General features: G+C 34.1%; 11 protein-coding genes. 9 read left to right on the top strand and 2 right to left on the bottom strand.

Annotated elements, in window-relative coordinates; all coding sequences use genetic code 11:
• Window positions 1-42 precede the first annotated feature (42 nt).
• A complete protein-coding gene (locus EOV51_RS04540; protein ID WP_128150298.1) occupies window positions 43-810 on the bottom strand; it encodes a DeoR/GlpR family DNA-binding transcription regulator in 768 nt (255 codons plus the stop codon).
• A gap of 285 nt (window positions 811-1095) precedes the next feature.
• On the opposite strand from EOV51_RS04540, the gene EOV51_RS04535 reads away from it, so the two are divergent.
• From EOV51_RS04535 to EOV51_RS04495, 9 genes are all read left to right on the top strand, one after another.
• Window positions 1096-2676 (top strand): glycerol-3-phosphate dehydrogenase/oxidase, encoded by a 1581-nt coding sequence (locus tag EOV51_RS04535; protein ID WP_128150296.1) that lies wholly within the window; start codon window positions 1096-1098, stop codon window positions 2674-2676.
• Between the two features lie 30 nt (window positions 2677-2706).
• On the top strand, window positions 2707-4068 hold the full coding sequence (gene pgtP, locus EOV51_RS04530; protein WP_128150293.1) for a phosphoglycerate transporter protein PgtP: 1362 nt from the start codon (window positions 2707-2709) through the stop codon (window positions 4066-4068).
• 133 nt (window positions 4069-4201) lie between these two features.
• Complete coding sequence (locus tag EOV51_RS04525) at window positions 4202-5437, top strand: glycerophosphodiester phosphodiesterase family protein (protein ID WP_128150291.1); 1236 nt, start codon at window positions 4202-4204, stop codon at window positions 5435-5437.
• 200 nt (window positions 5438-5637) lie between these two features.
• Complete coding sequence (locus EOV51_RS04520; protein ID WP_128150289.1) at window positions 5638-6498, top strand: hypothetical protein; 861 nt, start codon at window positions 5638-5640, stop codon at window positions 6496-6498.
• A 119-nt stretch (window positions 6499-6617) separates the two neighbouring features.
• Window positions 6618-7919, top strand: a complete 1302-nt coding sequence (locus EOV51_RS04515) for a hypothetical protein (protein WP_128150287.1) — start codon at window positions 6618-6620, stop codon at window positions 7917-7919.
• 75 nt (window positions 7920-7994) lie between these two features.
• A complete protein-coding gene (gene glpK / locus EOV51_RS04510; RefSeq protein WP_128150285.1) occupies window positions 7995-9500 on the top strand; it encodes a glycerol kinase GlpK in 1506 nt (501 codons plus the stop codon).
• A 453-nt stretch (window positions 9501-9953) separates the two neighbouring features.
• Window positions 9954-10700 (top strand): hypothetical protein, encoded by a 747-nt coding sequence (locus tag EOV51_RS04505; RefSeq protein WP_128150282.1) that lies wholly within the window; start codon window positions 9954-9956, stop codon window positions 10698-10700.
• Window positions 10701-10901: 201 nt separating this feature from the next.
• Window positions 10902-13286: a hypothetical protein gene (locus EOV51_RS04500; protein ID WP_128150280.1), complete on the top strand. Its 2385-nt coding sequence runs from the start codon at window positions 10902-10904 to the stop codon at window positions 13284-13286.
• Between the two features lie 233 nt (window positions 13287-13519).
• On the top strand, window positions 13520-16342 hold the full coding sequence (locus EOV51_RS04495; RefSeq protein ID WP_128150278.1) for an FAD-binding and (Fe-S)-binding domain-containing protein: 2823 nt from the start codon (window positions 13520-13522) through the stop codon (window positions 16340-16342).
• Between the two features lie 586 nt (window positions 16343-16928).
• On the opposite strand, the gene EOV51_RS04490 is transcribed toward EOV51_RS04495, so the two are convergent.
• Window positions 16929-17900, bottom strand: a complete 972-nt coding sequence (locus EOV51_RS04490) for a 2-hydroxyacid dehydrogenase (protein ID WP_128150276.1) — start codon at window positions 17898-17900, stop codon at window positions 16929-16931.
• Between the last annotated feature and the right edge of the window lie 46 nt (window positions 17901-17946).

Raw genomic sequence — 17946 nt, 5'->3', positions numbered from 1 at the left:
GGGCTTCTTATTATTAAAAAACATATAAATCGTATAGCTAAATTATTTAGCTATAATAACTTCAACTCCATGATCCTCAAAAGCACTTAAATCTTTATCAGAAATCTCACTGTCTGTAATTAATACATCCACTTTATCCAATCCACAAATTTTACCAAAACCTCTTTTATTTATTTTAGTAGAGTCTGCCAGAATAAATACTTTTTCGGCTGATTCAATCATTACCTTGTTTAAATGAGCTTCTGTAGAATTAGAAGTGGAAAGTCCAAATTCTAAATCTATACCATCTATGCCCAGAAACAATTTATTGCAGGAAAATTTTCTTAATTCAGATTCCGCCAATGAGCCAACAATAGATATAGAACTTTTTCTTAAGTCTCCCCCTAACTGAATAACGTCAATAAAAGGATCTGTGCTCAATTCCATTGATATTCTTAGAGCAGAAGTTACCACCGTTAATTTCTCAAAACCCGATAAAATTTTAGCAAGATAATAAACGGAAGTGCCCGATGCCATAATTATAAAATCCTGATCATTAATAAACTGGCGAGCTGCTTTCGCTATCTTTTGTTTTTGTGATACCTGAACAAACTCCTTTTCAGTTATGTTTTTTTCAAATGCATACAAAGATTGTTTACTTGCACCACCATGAGTTCGGTACAAAAGCCCTTTATTTTCCATGTATTGCAAATCTTTACGAATAGTAACTGCCGAAACGTTCAACATTTCGCAAAGATCATTTACTTTTATAAAGTTATGATTATCCAACTCATCTGCTATCAGTTGTTGCCGTCTATTTAACCTCACCATGAATCATTTTTTTAAAGTTTAAAATTAATCATTTTTTTCAGATAAATCCTCCATTTTACGTTATAAGTCAATAAAAAGAAATAAACAAAACTAAAAAAAAGTTTTGTTTAACTTTCATTTCATTAATCATTGTACAAGTTCAAATCACCCTGTAAATCTTTACTGAAAAAGGATTAACTAAATAAAATTAAGAAAAAAAGATATTGGAAAAAATCATATTGTTTCGTATTCTTTTTTTTGTAAATTTACAATCTACACAAAAGAAGCAAAAAATAATCAAACAAAATGAAACGAACAGAGCAATTATCCAAACTAAGCAACTCAACAAATAATGAATGGGATGTAATTATTATTGGTGGAGGATCCAGTGGTTTAGGTGCTGCAGTAGATGCTGCCACCCGTGGATATAAAACTATTTTATTCGAAGCTCATGATTTTGCAAAGGCTACATCCAGCCGTTCCACTAAATTATTACACGGAGGAGTGCGTTATCTAGCACAGGGAGATATAGCCTTAGTTAAAGAAGCTCTCAGAGAAAGAGGCCTTCTTGAAAAAAATGCCAGCCACCTGGCTAAAAAACAAGTATTTGTAATTCCTAATTATAAATGGATTGATGGTCCTTTCTATACCATCGGTTTAAAAATTTACGATATGCTTTCCAAAAAATTAAGTTTAGGAAAATCAGAACATATCAACAAGAAAAAAACATTGGAAATGCTTCCTACGGTTGAACCCAAAGGGCTACATGGAGGAGTTATTTACTATGATGGTCAGTTTGATGATTCCCGTATGGCCGTTAACCTTGCTCAGACAGCTGTAGATCATGGGGGTGCTATTATCAACTACATGAAAGTTACCGGTTTATTAAAAGACAATGAAAATCAAATCTGTGGAGTTAAAGTCAAAGATGAAATTCACGGAACCGAATATGAAGTAAAAGGTAAGGTAGTTCTTAATGCTACAGGAGTATTTACAAATGAAATTCTAAACATGAATGATCCTAACCATAAAAAAACGGTTGTTCCAAGTCAGGGGATCCATTTAGTTTTAGACAAATCTTTCCTTCCAGGCGACAATGCTTTAATGATACCTAAAACCAGTGATGGAAGAGTATTATTTGCTGTCCCTTGGCACAACAGATTGGTCGTAGGAACCACAGATGTTCTAGTTGAAAATCCTAGTTTAGAGCCAAGAGCACTTGAGAAAGAAATTGAATTTGTACTGGCAACAGCTTCTCAATATCTTACAAAAAAACCGACTCGCAAAGATGTTCTTTCTATATATGCAGGACAAAGACCATTGGCAGCTCCGGACAAAGACGGTGGTAGCACTAAGGAAGTTTCCAGAAATCATAAAATTCTTGTTTCCGATACCGGATTATTATCAATTATCGGTGGTAAATGGACTACATTCAGACAAATGGCTGAAGATTTTATAGATAAAGCTATTACAATAGGAAAAATCCCTTCCCGACCATGTAAAACAGTAAATCTATCTATTCATGGAAATATTCCTGCTGAACAAGTAGACAGAAGTAAACACGATTATATTTACGGTTCAGATATTCCGGAAATCAAAAAGCTGGAACAAGAAAATCCTGAATTTGCAGAAAAATTACATCCTTCCCACGCTTATACAAAAGCAGAAGTTGTATGGGCAGTACGTAAAGAAATGGCTGAAAAAGTGGAAGATGTGTTGGCCCGAAGAGTCCGGTTATTATTCGTTGATGCTAGAGCCTCCATCGATTGTGCCCAAAGTGTAGCTGAGATTATGGCAAAAGAACTAGGATATGATAATGAATGGATAACTAAGGAAGTACAGGAATTTAAAGAATTGGCCAAAGGATATTTATTGGTAAATTATTAAAAAATCAACAAAAAATAAAAAATTACTGGAATGTCAAATTTTTTATCACCGCCTAAACCCGTAAAAAGGAATGATACATATTTTAAAGATCAATTTTATAAGTCTAAACGATTACAAGTATTTATTGGTATATTTCTGGGTTATGCAGCTTACTATTTAGTTAGAAAGAATTTTTCATTAGCAATGCCTTATCTTATCCAAATGGGATTCTCAAAAACGGATTTGGGAATAGCTTTTTCTTTCAACGCCACAGCTTACGGACTATCAAAGTTCATTATGGGTGGTATATCAGATAGAAGTAATGCAAGAAGATTTCTGCCATTAGGTTTGATTCTCGCTTCAATTGCTACAATTTTAGCAGGCACATCTATAGGAATGTACAATGTAACAGTAATGGCTGTCTTTCAATTTTTAATCGGATGGTTTGGAGGTATGGGCTGGCCTCCTTGCGGCAGGGTAATGACCCACTGGTTTTCCATTAAAGAAAGAGGAACTAAAATGGCTGTATGGAATTTAGCTCATAATGTAGGCGGTGGCTTATTAGGACAAGTGACCAAATGGGGAATTCTATTTACCATTTCTATGGGTATGACTTCGCTGAGCTGGAAAGTTGGAATGTTCTGGTTTCCTGCAGGAATCGCAATATTAATAGCTTTGATTTCTTATGTTTTAATTCGTGATAATCCACAATCATGTGGCTTGCCAAGTATAGAGGAATATAAAAACGATTATCCGCTCAACTATTCTGAAGAGTCAGAAAAAACATTATCGACCAAAGAGATTTTTTTTAAATATGTTTTAAACAATAAAATGCTTTGGATTGTAGCTTTTGCAAATGCATTTGTATATTTTATCCGTTACGGAGTTCAAGACTGGGCTCCAACTTATTTAATGGAAACAAAAGGTTATACTCAGGAACAAGTAAGTAATGCGTACACCTATTATGAGCTGGCGGCCATTCCGGGAACTTTGCTTTGCGGAGTGGTCAGCGATTATATATTTAAAGGTAAAAGAGCTATGACTATTATTATATTTATGATATTTGTAATTATATCGATTTTCGTATATTGGAAAAATCCGGATAATAGAGTTATTGACTTTATTGCTCTAATTTCCATTGGTTTTTTCATTTATGGCCCTGTAATGCTTATTGGAGTACAAGCATTAGATTTGGCACCTAAAAATGCTGCTGGAACAGCTGCTGGACTTACAGGTTTTTTTGGCTACTTTATAGGAACTTCTTTACTAGCAAATATAATAATGGGTAAAGTTGTTGATCTATTTGGATGGTCTGCAAGTTTTGAAATGTTAATAGGAAGTGGAATACTTGCCATCATTCTTATGGCTTTTACTTATAAAAAAGAACAAAGTCTAAACAAAGAAAAAGTGTGAAAATAATAACTATCCCGTCGGTTATCTTTTTTCATTATTAGTATTCGAACAAGTGAACAGAAATATTTTTATAAACCATTGGTCTAAATCAACCATCTAAAACTAAACAAAATCACAAAAATTAAGTATAAATATGAGAACATTAAAACTTGCTGTCTTTGTATGTATGAGCATGCTTGGTTTTTCATGTAATAATGATGATAACTACGCATCTGCAGAACAAGACAAAACAATTCACAAGCTCTCTCCTTTCATGCAGATTGTCAGAGATTATGTGCCCAATAACGCAGTAATCGGGCATAGAGGAACCTCTTACTGGGCTCCTGAATCTACAGAAGCAGCCTACAGATGGGCTCGTAATATAGGTGCAGACTATCTCGAAGCGGATCTTCAAATTACGAAAGATGGAGTTATTCTCGTAGTACATGATGATGTGTTAACCCGTACTACTAACATTAAAGATGTATATCCGGATAGAGCCACTCACCCTACTTCCAGCTTTACTTATGAAGAACTATTACAACTGGATGCAGGAAGCTGGTTCAATATAGATCCTAACACTACATCAGACAGAGCGAGAAACAGTTTCAGTACACAGAAACAACCAATCAGCACGCTTGAAGATTTAGTTATGTTTGCCCGTGGATATCGTTTTGTTAGAGATGCAAAAACAAATAACGTTGTTTACATAAAAGATGCTAACGGTATTCCTAGACCTCAATATGAAATAGATCCACAAGACAACCTTAACAGACCCGGAATTTATATAGAAACAAAAGAGCCCAAATTAAATCCTGGTATTGAACAAGCATTAGTGAAAGAGTTAGACAGACTTGGGTGGAATATTATAACTAATCCGGCAAATGATACGGCTCATTTTATCAATGGAAAAGTGAATATCGGAAATACCAATGGAAAAGTAGTATTGCAAACCTTCTCTCATGAAAGCTTACTCATTCTTAAAAGTATCTTTCAGGGAAAAATTCCGACGGCACTTCTTTTCTGGAAAGGTAGTGGTGCAGATGATATAAACGATGACTCACCCTCTACCTATATACAACATATAAACTTTGCAGTTGATAATATGGCTCATTTTGCAGGACCATCTATTGCTGGAGGAACTCCTCCTGATAATTGGCCTGAATTGTTAAATCCATGGCAGGCGGAATTGATACACAAATCGTATTTAAAAATACACCCGTATTCATTTGATAATAAAGATCAGATGGTAAAATATTCTCCTTATTGCGAAGGAATGTTTACCAATCAGTCAGATATGACGATTCAATATTATCGTGATCAGGGATTACGCTCAGGCGGTTCTTCTCCTATGGATGCAAAAACAGTATTAGACAATCTAGGTTATTAATAGAACTCCACATATCATAAAAATATACCCTCTCTTTTATTGTTTGATTGACTTGACACGATCATGAAGATTAACAATAAAATATTATATTAGCCCCTGATTTTCAAAGTTCGAAAAATAGAATTTTCATATTCAGGACTCATTCAAAAACTGTTACTAAACATTTTCAAATAAATTAACAATTAATAAAAAAACAGATTATGAAGAAATTAATACTTGCGTGTTTGTTATTAGGATTCGCCTCTATTAATGCACAGAAACTTGCCTCTTCAGGAAGTGATTACAAACTTAAAAAAGTTATACCTGTTGATGGAAGACAAGGAATAGCTATTGACAAAGATTATTATTACGTTTCCAGCAGTACTGCCCTTTTTAAATATGATAAAAACGGAAAGTTAATTACCAAAAACGATAAACCTTTTGAATATTTTAAAAAAGAGGTTAATCATTTTGGTGATATTGACGTATATAATGGAGAAATCTATACCGGAGTAGAATGGTTTGAATCCGGAAACGTTAGAAACATCCAGATAGCTGTTTATGATGCTAAAACCTTAGATTACAAATATTCGATAGACTTTGGACAAATCGAACAGCCGGAAGTATGCGGTATTTCCATCGACAAAAAAAATAATATTGCATGGATGGCCGACTGGACACAAGGATATTACATTTACAAATACGATTTAACTGCTAAAAAGTACATCGGAAAAATCCATTTACAACCCTCTCCTCAATGGCAGCAAGGCATCTATTATATTGATGGAAAAGTTTTAATTACTGCTGACGATGGTGATGCTGATTTAAACGAACCGGATAATATTTATATTGCAGATGTTAGTGATCCTAACCAAACCCGTGCAGGAGTAAGTTTGTTCCGTTCAATTCCTGAATTTAAAAAGGCTGGTGAAATTGAAGGCTTAACTATAGATCCGGTAACCAATGACCTGGTAATTTTAAATAATCGTGGATCCATCATTAAAATGGGAATGCCATCCGGTTTCTATGAAGGTTATGATAAAGAAATTCATGAACTATATATTTTTGAAAGAGTTAAATAATGATTTGACTCATTTAAATGTATGATAAAAGTAATAAGGCATCGGTAACTCTGTGTTAAACTTTGCCTTATCTTTATCAACCTAATTAAAATCTAACTAATTAATATAAAATAACTATCATGAATTTGAAGAATTATTTATCCATTTTATTATCCACACCTTTCTTACTGGCCTATGGGCAAAAAATGTCTCTCGAAAATTTTCAGCCTGAAAATGATTCAATTAAGAAAAAAACTTCTTTTGTTGAAAGAATGACAAGCGATAGCTCGCAATTAGCTAAAGGTATTAAACTTGACTTTTTAAAAGAACTAGTTGGTGGTGATGAAAATAGCTTTACCCCTACCCTTAAGTACGGAATAGGAATGGTCTTGGAAACTATTTATCAGGAAGTTCCTACAAATAAATCAGTTCATAAAGAAGCTAATTCCAGTTACAACTTTCAGCCTGCAGCATTTAAAATAGGTTTTTTGCATACTGATATGGATATAACCCCTAAACTAAGCGCAAGTGTAACCTGGAATTTACATGCCAGCAAAATAACGGATGCATTTATTAAATATAAATTCCATCCATTATTAAATGTACAATTAGGACGTTTTAAAGGTGCTGGTAACAGAGCCGCTAACATGACTTCTGCTTATGATCTGGATTTGGTTGACTTTACTTACACATCGGAAAATCAAAGTACAGATATGGGGGCTCCTGATTTAAGACATTATGGAATTAACTTTTCAGGATCTATTAAAAACATTGTAAAATATGACTTTTTCTGGCATAACAGCGATAGCAACCGTGACAGATATTGGTCAGGATTTAATGATGGCCCTAAAGAAGATCAGGGAAATCATGGACTGGAATTCAAAAGCTGGGATGCTGCTTTACGTATTTTCCCGGTTAAAAATGTAGAGTTTGGAGGACATATAGGTTCTGTAAACCTTCCGGGAATGGGTAATAAACAAGCTTGGGCTTATTCTGCTTTTGTGTATTACGTAAATCCACATAAATATAAATTTAAATTTGATTACGGTACTCATAAACAAGTTCGTTTTGTAAAGCCTGACGGATCTCTTGCGGGTAGCATTGGTGACAATATGGATTATACCAAGCACGAATTCAGAAAAGCCAACAAACTGGGATATTCATTCTTAGCCGGTGTAAATATCACTCCTAGAATTGAACCTGTAGCAAGATTTGAGTATTACAATCAGGGAAATAAAGATATTACAGGATTAGGCTATGAAAAGTTATATTTATACACTGCAGGAGTTAACTTCTATGTGTATCCAAACAGCCCTAGAATGGCTAAGATAACAGCTTTCTACCAACACAGAGATGAAAGTGGAGGGCCAAAAATAGCAAATGACTGGTTTGGATTAAGTTACCAAATCGTGTTGTACAACAATACAAAAGGAAATTTCTAATTTATAAATTCGTGTGTTAGTTTATCTAACACACGAATTTATTATCAATGATACTTTAACTAAAATAACAAAAAAATGAAAGACAAATTTATTTTAGCACTTGATCAGGGAACGACATCCTCAAGAGCTATTTTATTTAATCATGGCGGAGAAATAGTTTCAGTGGCTCAAAGAGATTATACACAACATTTTCCCAAACCGGGCTGGGTAGAACATGATCCGGAGGAAATCTGGTCGTCTCAGATATCTGTTGCAGCAGAAGCCATTGCAAAAAAAGGAATTTCCGGTCTTGATGTAGCTGCTATCGGAATCACTAATCAAAGAGAGACTACAATAATCTGGGACAGAGAAACCAGCGAACCCGTTTACAATGCAATCGTTTGGCAAGACAGAAGAACTGCAAAATATTGTGATGAATTAAAGTCTCAGGGACTGACAGATGAAATCCGGGAAAAAACAGGTTTGATTCTTGACGCTTATTTTTCCGGAACTAAAGTTAAATGGATTTTAGACAATGTTCCCGGAGCCAGAGAAAAAGCAGAACAAGGAAAATTATGTTTCGGAACTGTTGATACCTGGTTAATCTGGAAACTTACCCGTGGTAAAATGCATGTAACAGATGTATCCAATGCTTCCCGTACCTTATTATTTAATATTCATACAGAAGAATGGGATGAAGAATTATTAAAATTATTTAGTATTCCCAAAGCTATACTACCTGAAGTTAAACAAAGCAGTGAAATTTACGGGGAAACTTCAACCACCTTGTTTTCAACTAAAATTCCAATTGCAGGTATTGCAGGAGATCAGCAGGCAGCACTATTCGGACAGTTATGTACTGAACCTGGAATGGCAAAAAATACGTATGGAACCGGGTGTTTTCTTTTAATGAATACAGGAGAAAAAGCGGTTTTATCTAAAAATAACCTTTTAACAACTATTGCATGGAAAATTAACGGTAAAACTTTTTACGCGCTAGAAGGAAGTGTTTTTGTAGGAGGAGCTGCAGTACAATGGATACGTGATGGTGCTAAATTAGTAAAAACTTCACCAGATACTGAAAATCTGGCTAAAACAGTACCTGATAATGGAGGCGTATATTTTGTTCCTGCTTTGACGGGATTAGGAGCTCCATATTGGGATCCTTATGCGAGAGGTGGAATCTTAGGAATAACCAGAGGTACCACTGACGGTCATATTGCCCGTGCTACTTTAGAAGGTATTGCTTATCAGGTGTATGATTTAGTTAAAGCCATGGAGGCTGACTCAGGAGTTAATGATCTGGAACTAAGAGTAGATGGAGGAGCCTGTGCTAATAACTTAATGATGCAATTCCAGGCTGATATATTCCGATTTGATGTTATAAGACCAAAAACCCTTGAAACTACAGCATTAGGTGCCGCCTATCTTGCCGGATTAGCTGTAGGATTCTGGAACAGTATTGATGAATTACAAAGTCAGAGATCCATAGACAGAGTATTTAAGCCTGAAATGGAAAAAGAAATTGCAGATCACAATATTAAAGGCTGGAAAAAAGCTGTCAGCAGAGTATTGAATTGGGTAGACGAAGAAGATAAATAAGTAAACAAACATAACCACAAAAACTGTAAATTATGATTTCTTCTTATGTAAAATGTTTAGCTATAACTTATCCGTTGTATGCAATAGCATACAACAAGTTATAAAGGTATTGAAATAAACAAAAATTAAGATAAAGCTTTTATTTGAATATTTTTATCTGTTCACAATATTTCCGAATAATTTATATTGGATTTAACAAATAATTTTATTCAATTTAACTAATCTTTATCTATATTATTTGTGGTAATTACATAAAAAAGCTACTTTAGTATTCTGATTACTTTATACTAAACACTCTTTTGTACCAAAACCAACAGTTTTTAAATTTTATTACTCCAATTTGTGAGCGAATAATTTTCAAACTGTTATGGATATTTCAAATTTAATTTTAAATGTATTACGTTATTTCAGTGCCTGAAGTGAAAAGTACTAAACAAATTTAATAAGATTAATATGAAAAAAACACTTGTTTTAACTATGACATTTTTAATGTCAACAGTAGTTCTATGGGGCCAGGAGGCTGATAGACTTGATTTTAATTTAAGCCTTCGATCGAATCATCTTTGGAGAGGTATAACTGTTAGTGATGTCCCCATAGCAGATGTAGATATACATTATGCTCTTGACAATAAAAAGAATCTTAAACTTGGAGTCTGGGGAGGAATCGGTTTATCAGACCATAAAGGCGAACATTATCATGAGATTAATTACTATCTTAACTATGCTACAAAAATGTGGGGATTAGGAGTATGGGATGTATTTAACTCGACAAGTTTAACTGGAAAACCAGCTGATATATGGAATTACGATCACAAAACGTCCGGCCACAGATTTGATTTACGAGGATATCTCGTATTTGCTGAGTCATTTCCTCTAAGATTGGAATACGGAACTTCCTTTTATGGAAATGACCGTAACGAAAGAGGAGACCAACGCTGGTCATCGTATGGCGAACTGAATTATCCTGTAATTCGTGGAAAAGCAGTTGATTTAAGAGTATTCTGCGGTGCCGGATTCGGACTTACCGGACATTCACACTTTTATGGCAACGGAAAACACGATGTGGATGTTGTTAGTGTAGGATTTACCGCTTCTAAAAATGTTCCTGTTTTAGGATATAAACTACCTGTATCAGCTACAGCCATGTGGAATCCATCAGTGAAACAGGCCAGAGTACAGATTGCGGCCTCATTATTCTAACAAATAAATTAGATAAATAAAAAATTGCTGGGTACTAGTTAAACAGCAATTTTTTTATTTAAACAGATCTATTGAATATTACGTTTTTTTTTTACTTTTGTTCTTGGAATTATTTTTATTATTTATTTTAAATCAATCACTATCATAATTTTAAGCAAAGCATTTAAGTTTACGTTATAATTATTAGTACATTCTCTATCAATGCAAAAACTTACTAAAGGAAAAATTACCTTACTATTTTTAATTATATTACTCCTTCCTTTATATCTAAGCTCACAGACTAAAATAAAAGTTGTTGATATTGAGAATAACTTACCGATTCCCAATGCTTCAATTTACGACAGACTTGAAAATTTACTTGGCTATACCGATGATGAGGGTACACTTTGTTTAACTTCTCACCAGGATAAAATACTTATTCGTGCAGACAATTTTCTAGCCAAGTCGGAGACAGTGGGAAATTTTGACAAAACAATTTATTTATTTAAAGACAATTCAGATAAAAACAGTGATCCAAAGGCTTTATATTTCTTAAAAAAGATGTGGGAAAATCGAAATAAAAATAATCCTTATTTTTTACCAAACTATAAATTCGATTCTTATGTGAAATTCACCTTGGATGTACCATCCGATTCTATAAAATTTATTCCAGATCCGAAAAAAAAACTAGATTCATTAAACAATAATATCAAGAAACTACTTGAAAAAAGTAAAGTTTTTATTGGGGAAAGAACGATGGTCTACGAATACGATCGAAGATACGGAAAAAAAGCATTAGTAACAGCTTATAAAGCCGGCGGCTTTGATAAACCTGAATTTTTCAACATTGCTATTTCTCAATCTCTTGTTAATGATTATCCTGAAATATTAAAGCCACGAGAATTACAAAGTAATGTATCCCGATTAGTAGACAGCCTGTATATTAATTCGAGAAAAACTTATGTTGTATACACCTATTCACGTGGTAAAAGCGAAACACAATTTTACAGAAATTTGACTGTGTTCATAGATGCTGAAAGTTATGCCTTAGTTAAACTAATTGGAAATACTTCAAAAGTATCCAATGTGTATTATGAAATAAGCTATGCTCCCTATAAAAATATTTGGTATGCTGAGACTGAATACATGAAAACTGAAATTCTGAGTAGCAGCTTTATAAAAAAAATTAATAAAATACTTCCTAAAGGTCTTCATTCTATAACAAGGCTAACAACAACAGCAACAGTAGAATCACACTTTTTAAATTTTAGAAGTCCAGAAATATACACCTCTAAAGATTTTAACGGATACGAATATGAAATATCTAAAAGTGTTTCTCATAATGTCGATGAAAAAATATCGTCACTCAGAACAGATAGTCTGACTAAGAAAGAAGAAAACACGTATACCGAACTTCACAGGATTTTTAAAGAGTACAAAATAGAACCCAAATTACGATTTTTAAGAAGCTTAACTTCCGGAGAGCTTGAATTGGGACCATTGAGCATGGATATATATAGCTTATTCAGTCATAACTTATATGAGTCTTTCAGGTATCAACTCGGAGGTCATACCAATTACAAATTCAGTAAAGATGTACAGTTAGGAGCCTATATTGCAAAGGGTACCCGGGATAAAGAGGTGAAGGGGGGAGGTGAAATAACTTTTTATATAAATAAAAAACAAGGGGGAGAACTTACAATTAAAGCCGAAACGGATGTATTACCTATAGGTCGTACAAAAACCAAATACCTTACCCCCAAAGATGAACTTTCCGCAAAACCTAACAACATCTATAACAGTAACTATTTTACTTATAGAAAGTTTGAGCTTTCCTACCAGCAGGATTTCTTTAAAAATATTGACATTACATTTTCTGTAGATTATCAGAGGCAGCGAGCTAACTTTGATTACATGTTTAAAAATTATGATCCCAATGCCTGGTTCAATTATGTTAATACTGCCATCAGGCTCAGATATGCACCAAATGTCAAATATATTGAAACTGTAACCGGTAAAAGCACCTTAAAGGATCGACCTCCGTACTACTATTTTACCTATTCAAAATCTTGGAACTTATTTGAAAATAGTACCGCAACCCACCGTCTGTATTTATCAGCATTATACTCCTTTATGTCCAAATGGGGAACTACTGAATTTATAGGAAACCTAGGAGCTACTTTTGGCGACACCCCTTTAATGAATACCTATGAAGGAATGGGAGTTGCTAAACACGGGAATAGTATTTGGGCACGATTTAGTGTTAAAGGTTTTCAAAGCTTTGAAACGATGAATCCTTCCACTTTTTTCTCTGACAGATTCATATCTTTTCAGTTTACACATCATCTGAGACCTATACGTGTCAATGAATTTAAATCTTTATACTTTGCCCTTTTTTACAAAGGATTATTAGGAGGTATGTCTAATAAAGACTACCATAGCCTGTTTGAATTTGAGGTTCCCAGAGATTATTATCAGGAAGTAGGTTTTGAAGCAAACAAGTTATTATTAGGATTTGTCGGGGTTGGTGTTTATGCTCGATTAGGAGCCTATAAGAAAAGAAACCTGGATCAAAACCTATTTGTAAAATTAACCTTAGATCTTTGATAAAAGTGATCATTTTTTCAAAACTTTTATTATCTTTTCAAACTACAAACTATAATTTTCAGAGATTTATACCTTAGTCAAATAAATTTGGTTATTTACTTTTCTATCATTAACTTAGAATATCAGAATTATAGAATAAACTTTTCTTAGTTTAAAATGCAACATAGCCGCAAACAAGAAAATTAAATTTCATATTCTGATATACTTTACAAATACAAACTAAAGCCAAATTTATGTTACCAGAAAAGTATATATTGTTCCTTGATGAGGTATCTAAAAAAATTGATCCCAAAAGAATTATTACCGATCCCTTAAAAACACTAGCCTATGGAACCGATGCAAGTTTTTACCGGTTAATTCCTAAAATAGTTATACAAGTACATACGGAAAAAGAAGTTAAAGAGATCCTCAAAATTACCGGAAAACTCATTATTCCTGTCACCTTTCGGGCAGCCGGAACCAGTCTATCGGGCCAGGCAATCACAGATTCTGTTTTAGTAGTGGCTTCTCACAAATGGAAAAACTATTTAATACTTGACAATGGAAATAAGATTAAACTACAGCCAGGAATTGTAGGGTCCCGTGCTAATATATATTTAGCTCCATACGGGAAAAAAATAGGCCCGGATCCCGCCTCCATCAATGCTGCCATGATAGGTGGTATTGCATCTAATAATGCCAGCGGAATGTGCTGCGGAACATCTCAAAATTCGTATCAAACAATTGCTGATATACGTATGGTCCTCTATGATGGCACCGTACTGGACACCTCAGACAAAGTCAGTAAAGAGTATTTTAGTAAAACTCATTCAGAGATCATTGAAGGTATATATAAAATAAAAAACACTATCCTTAAAGATTCAGTTTTATTCGAAAGAATTAAAAGAAAGTTTAAAATAAAAAATACTACAGGGTATAGCATAAATGCTTTTGTGGATTATGAAGATCCTATAGATATCATTAAGCATCTTATGATAGGCTCTGAAGGAACTTTAGCTTTTATTTCCGATATTACCTATCATACTGTTACCGATTACAAATACAAAGCCTGTTCTCTTCTTTTGTATGATACCATAGAAAGAGCATGCGAAACAGTTCCCGCATTAAGAAACAGCCCTGTCTCAGCAGTAGAGCTACTTGACCGGGATTGTATTCGATCAGTAGAAAATGATGTGGATGCCCCGGAATATTTTAAAACCCTACCCGAAAGTGTAGGTGTTTTACTTGTAGATATTCAAGCTGATAGTATTGAAGAACTAAGAGAGAAAGAAGCCAATATACGTGTATCCATAGAGTCTATACCTGTAATGCAGCCGTATGAATTTACTACAGATCCGAAAGAATACAATTTTAACTGGAAAGCACGTAAAGGATTATTAGCTTCAGTGGGTGGATTAAGAAAAAAAGGTACTACCTGCTTGATAGAGGATGTTGCTTTTCCTGTACCTCGACTTGCTGAAGCCTGTTCTGATTTGAAGAATTTATTTAAAAAATACGAATATCACGATGCGGTTCTATTTGGACATGCTTTGGAAGGTAACTTACATTTAGTTTTCTCACAAGATTTTTCTGATTCTAAAGAAATTCAACGATATGCAGATTTAATGGATGAACTTGCCGATATTGTAGTTGACAAATTTGATGGTTCTCTTAAAGCAGAACACGGAACCGGACGCAACATGGCTCCTTTTGTTGAAAAAGAATGGGGTGAGGCCGCTTATAAATTAATGGTGGAGATAAAAAATATTTTTGATCCTCATCAACTGATTAATCCGGGTGTAATTATAAATCCAAATCCTGAGATACATCTTGAAAATCTAAAACCTTTACCTGAAGCTCATGATTTGGTTGATAAATGTATGGAGTGCGGTTTTTGTGAGCCTTCCTGTGTTTCTGAAGGATTAACGCTCTCACCAAGACAACGCATCGTGGTTGAAAGAGAAATTGCCCGATTGAAAAAAACGGGAGAAAATGTAGAAAGGCTCAACCACTTTGTCAAAGAATCTGCTTATAATGTTGACGAAACCTGTGCTACCGACGGATTATGTCTTCTTGCCTGTCCCGTGGGAATAGACACCGGCATTTACGTTAAGGCTTTAAGACACAATCATATTACCCCTTTTGAAAATAAAACGGCGAATTACATCACCCGTCATTTTAGCAAAACCACTCATCTGCTGAAAAACGGCTTACATTTAACCCGCTTAGCCCAAAAGATTCTGGGAAATACTACTATGTATTCTTTTGCATCGGGATTAAGAAAAATATCTGGTAACAGAATTCCGCAATGGAATCCATCCATGCCATTTCCTAATAAGTATAATAATATGGCTCCGGCTTCTCAAAGTGATTCATTAAAAGTAGTATACTATCCTTCCTGTATTAACCGTACCATGGGAATATCGAACAAATATCAGGAAAACGAAGTTCCGTTAACCGAAAAAACAGTTCAGATTCTGACCCGTGCAGGATACACAGTTATATATCCTGAGAATATGACTTCTCTTTGCTGCGGAATGCCTTTCAGTAGTAAAGGTTTTAATGATGATAGCGACAAGAAATCACAGGAATTAGAAAAAGCTCTTCTCACAGCCTCTGCAAATGGTAAATACCCAATACTTTATGATATGAGTCCTTGCTATTATACTTCCCATTCTCATTTTTCAAATGAAAACTTAAAAATTTATGATCCTATCCATTTTATGCTGGAATTTGTAATGCCCAAACTTGAAATTAAAAAACCGAAGGATATAGCTACGGTTTTTCCTATTTGTTCAGTAAAAAAATCCGGTCTAATGGAGGATCTGGTAAAATTAACCCGGCTATGTGCTCAAGATGTAAATCTTATACAAACAAATTGTTGCGGTTTTGCCGGGGATCGGGGATTTACTCATCCTGAACTTAATAAACATGGACAAAGGCATCTAAAAGAACAAATTCCGGCAGGTTGTACTGAAGGGTATTCCACCAGTCGAACGTGTGAAATAGGAATGGAAGAGTATAGTGAGATTAACTTTAAATCTATATTTTATTTGATTGATGAAGTAACCCGATAATTAAATAGCACATATATGTAAACAATGTATTAAAAACATATTAATTAATTGCAATAAAAAAAATAATATTTATTTTAAATTTTATTTAAAATAACCTATTTTTGCTTTAAAATATATATCTCTCTATATGGCTGTGCTCTTTTATTGTTTGTATATAATATTTATAAACAAATATTTTAATTGTCTAAAAAAAAGAAATAACCTGCTAAACGGATATTTCTCAGATTTCTCAAAGCTTAATCTCAATCGCAAATAATTACCCAGAACCAATATACGTCAAAACGATAGTAAAGAGAATTATTCTTTACAATTATCTGAAAGCGGGAAAATTCCCGCTTTTTTTATTCCTAAAATTAATTAAGCTAAATTTATCTTTTATAAAAAACGAAAATAGAAATTAAAATAATAAATAGTAAATTATCTTAATTAAAACATTACAAGTTGGAATCAACACTTATTTTAATAATTCATATCTTAGAAAAATAAATCTCTACCTAAAAAGAGGATTCTACTTAGAATCCTCTTTTTTATTTTTAACCAGCCGGTTAATTTCTTCTGAAACCTACTAATCAGTACGGCTGATTTTTTATTTATAAACTTCCGGATTTACGACACAGGGTAATTTTTCCCCCTTCAAACCGGCTAATATGTTTCTAGCGCACAAATCTGACATTGCATTTCTAGCTTCAACTGTTGCAGAACCGATATGAGGAGTTATCGCCACGCTTTCCATCGTTAACAGCGGATGATCTTTTGGGATAGGTTCCGGATCGGTTACATCTAGTCCTGCTCCCCAAATCTGCTGGTTCTTCAAAGCTTCAACCAAATCTTCTTCATTTACCATTGCTCCTCTGGCGGTATTTACCAGAATAGCATTGGGCTTCATTTTCTCAAATACATGTTTATTAAACAACCCTTTGTTATCGTCTGATAGCGGAGCATGTAAACTAAGTATATCAGATTGTTTCAATAATTCGTCAAAAGATACATAAACAGCTCCTAGTTCTTTTTCTGCCTGCTCGTGACGATTGCGGTTATGGTAAATTATGTTCATACCATAGGCTCCTTTGCATTTTTCTGCCATTTTAATCCCTATACGCCCCATACCAAAAATACCTAATGTTTTCCCGTTCAATTCCTGCCCTAAATGAGATACGGCATCAAAACCCTGGTTCCAGTTACCTGTACGTATTTTACTATAGTTATAAAATGCTTTTCGGGAAACATTAAGCATAAGAAGAAAAGCGACATCGGCTGTAGCATTACTAAGTACGTCAGGAGTATTTCCCACGGGAATTCCGAGTTGAGTGGCTGTAGATAAGTCTATGTGATTGAACCCTACAGAAAAAGTGGAAATTACTTTAAGGTGCGAACTTTGTTTAAGAAAATTAGCAGTTACGGGAGTCATCACGTTGATGTAGCCATCTGCATCTTTACATTTATCAATCAGTTCCTTTTCTGAGAGCTGTTTTCCAGACCAAACTTCAACTTCACAGCCTTCTTTTTTAAGCATTTCAATTCCGGATTCCGGAATCATGCCAGATATAAATATTTTCATTTTCTATTGGTTTTTAACTATTAAGTCCGGATTAACGAATTAATCC

The organism is Apibacter raozihei (assembly GCF_004014855.1).
Classification (GTDB): Bacteria; Bacteroidota; Bacteroidia; order Flavobacteriales; family Weeksellaceae; genus Apibacter; species Apibacter raozihei.
Note: the sequence above shows the minus strand (reverse complement) of the source record. Positions and strands in the feature narration are given on the sequence as shown.